We start from the raw sequence: 2558 nt of genomic DNA, 5'->3' as shown, positions 1-2558 counted from the left end.
CGGCACCTTAACAGACCCCGGCCTTTCCTTGGCGACGGGCGTGCACGTCGGCATGAGTCAGCAAGCTTTTCTGCACACCTTTTTTACGGCCCCCTTACCCCTGCCAGGCCGTCCCATCAGCACTTTGGCACTGGTCTATGTGGTGGACGGAGAAATGCAGTACTGCCACGTTAGCCAGGGGGTAATTGATAAAATCCAGCTGGCTTCCGTTTTCACTGTTCAATAAGACCCTCCTTTCCCTGTTTGCACCTTTTGAGTAACGTGACCAGCTTCGCGGTGCAGAAAGGCCCACCGGCCACGGCGGCTCCCCACGCCGGCGGCCCTACGCCGGCGAGGCGCCAATCGTGAGGGCAAAAGGCCGCCACGCCAGGCCCTGGGCGTCGTAGGAACGCCTCGGAAACAGGTTGGCCATGTCTTCGTCCAGGAAGCACAGCGTGCCCCCTTCGGTGGACAGGAGGACCGCGCCGCCTTGGGGGCGGTGGCGCAGGGCCAGCAGGTCGAGGTGGTTAGCCAAGCGCTCGGGCGCGGGGCAGCGGACGACGCCCACTTCCACCCCTTGGTGGCACACGGTGGCGTACTCGTAGCGATGGGTGGGCATGGCAGACGCGGCAAAGGCGTGGGGCAAGGTAGCATCGAAACGGTTGCAAACGCTCGTAATTCTGAACAGCGCGCGTTTACCTTGCCACCGTTTAGATAAACCTCATCTTGCCTGTTCGTTGGCATCGCAAGGCTTCACCTGTTGGCCTTTCTTATACAAGGCGTACTGCTCGTCGGCCCCATCCAACAAGACTAAAGCGTAGCACTGGAAGTGCTGGCTAAGTTCCAGGGCGACCAGTTCAACAATGGACATGAAGTGCCGGTAAAACAGGGAGTAAAAGTTGCACTCCAGCGCCACCATCGTCGGCAAATCGAGTGGGTTGACGTAGGCGTCGTACTTGCCCACTTCCTGTAGGCCACGCTCGGTCATAAACGCCCGCGTGTAGTCATTCTCGTAGCTGATGTCCGAGACATAAAGGGTAATGCCCGCAAAGTGGATGTTTTCCGACTGAGCGGGAATACCCATGAGTTTTCCGCGCAGATAGGCCGTAACTGCTTCCACCGCGTTGCCCGGTAAGAGAATGCTTGCTTCGCTCCTCAAGGTCTGTTATTTGGGTCCAATATGAGAGTTCAAATAACGCTCGTAATTCTGAACAGCGCGCGTTTACCTTGCCACCGTTAACGTAAACGCGTGGTAGCTCCTGCGTTTAACTGTCGCACGAGCCTGTTGCGCTGTTTCGAGCCGAGATTCTTCACCCAAACTAGCAGCAACCCATCGTAGCCCCCAGAGGCGCGGCGCTCCGCATCCGTGAACGGCCGCCACGCGACCACGGGCTGTTTTCCCGTCGTGGTCCACGGGAGCACGTGGCGCTGAAAAAACACGCTTTTGGGCTCCAGCACGTGCCCCAGATTACCCGTCACAAAGGCATAGCGCTTACCGGTCAACGCTGCTGGGCCCGGGTGCTCAGGTAAGAGAGAGTCCAGAAGTTGGGCTTCGCGTCGCGTGAGGACGGGCGCGTCGCTGCTCCCCGGTTGGTCCTGCGCGGCTGCAGCTAGGGACAAGGTTAGCCCCACTGCCCAGAAAAGGAATGTTTTCATCGCCTATTTTAGAAAAGACCAAGGTAAAGCACGTCGTTTAATTCGCTCGTTTTGCCAAACGGCGCGTTATTTACCGCCGCTTTAGTTGCCATGTCCTTTCGTCGTCGAATCCGCTATCGCGTCCGTGTGGCGCCCCCCTGGTTACTCCTGCTCATTGGGCTGGTATTCGTGTTGTTGTGGATTGGAAGTCACTAGCCGACACTGGCTAACTCCCCGCTCGGTTTACCTTCGGACCGTTACGCTAAACTCGGGGTTCCTGATCCCAAATAACGCGCCTAGGCGTATAGCGGATAGGTTTCCCACGGCGTACTGCTGATGGAAACCATCTTGCGCCTTGCGTTGGCCAGGTCATTGAAGTAGTAGATCGCGTCGCCTTGAATTTTATCGAGCAGGATCAACGGTTCACTGAATAGGCTCACCTTTAACTGCTGCGCTTGCACCTCAATCACGGCCAATTTAAAGTCATTGATGAAAAGACCCCGATCAAACAGGGGCAGGTAGACCACGCCGGCATCATAGAGCAAGGGACCACCAAATTTATGGCCTTGGTGCACCACCCCGCCGTCAATTTTCAGCACGCCCACTTCCGGGCAGCCCTGGCATAATTCATGGGTGTTGACGTATTCAAGGGTGGTATCTCCCCACGCGTAGGCTTGGGGGAATTCGGAATGAAGGATCATCGTAGGACAGAAGGAAGTGCAAAGTAGGGACCGTGGGGAGGCGGTTGCTACTACGTCAAGCCTAAACGCTCCTTCAATCAAACGGAGCGCGTTCACCGACTCACCCTTTTCTTAAACTTGGCCTGGGTAAGAGGTTGGTTCTAACGTCACATTTGACGTAAGTCCAGGGATGAGTGATGAGCACGATGCGTAGAAATAACTGCCTTTGTCGGTGAACATATCCGCTTATCTTGCAAGCTCATC

Annotated in this window: 4 protein-coding genes; 1 reads left to right on the top strand and 3 read right to left on the bottom strand. The window is 56.4% G+C overall.

What is annotated here, in order from left to right; all coding sequences use genetic code 11:
* On the top strand, window positions 1-226 hold a 226-nt coding region (locus J4G38_RS27025; RefSeq protein WP_226163960.1), incomplete at its 5' end, for a hypothetical protein.
* 96 nt (window positions 227-322) lie between these two features.
* Here J4G38_RS27025 and J4G38_RS27020 read toward each other — a convergent pair.
* The 3 genes from J4G38_RS27020 to J4G38_RS27010 form a co-directional block, all read right to left on the bottom strand.
* Window positions 323-598 (bottom strand): hypothetical protein, encoded by a 276-nt coding sequence (locus tag J4G38_RS27020; protein ID WP_210522206.1) that lies wholly within the window; start codon window positions 596-598, stop codon window positions 323-325.
* A gap of 102 nt (window positions 599-700) precedes the next feature.
* On the bottom strand, window positions 701-1138 hold the full coding sequence (locus J4G38_RS27015; protein WP_210522207.1) for a hypothetical protein: 438 nt from the start codon (window positions 1136-1138) through the stop codon (window positions 701-703).
* 772 nt (window positions 1139-1910) lie between these two features.
* Window positions 1911-2315, bottom strand: a complete 405-nt coding sequence (locus J4G38_RS27010) for a hypothetical protein (protein ID WP_210522208.1) — start codon at window positions 2313-2315, stop codon at window positions 1911-1913.
* Window positions 2316-2558: the final 243 nt, after the last annotated feature.

This window comes from Hymenobacter terricola, from assembly GCF_017921975.2.
Classification (GTDB): Bacteria; Bacteroidota; Bacteroidia; order Cytophagales; family Hymenobacteraceae; genus Hymenobacter; species Hymenobacter terricola.
The sequence above is the reverse complement of the archived record's forward strand: the minus strand, read 5'-3'. Positions and strand labels throughout refer to the sequence as shown.

Coding starts and splice junctions, on each gene's coding strand:
- J4G38_RS27020 (WP_210522206.1), bottom strand. CDS start 598: ATGCCCACCCATCGCTACGAGTACGCCACCGTGTGCCACCAAGGGGTG.
- J4G38_RS27010 (WP_210522208.1), bottom strand. CDS start 2,315: ATGATCCTTCATTCCGAATTCCCCCAAGCCTACGCGTGGGGAGATACC.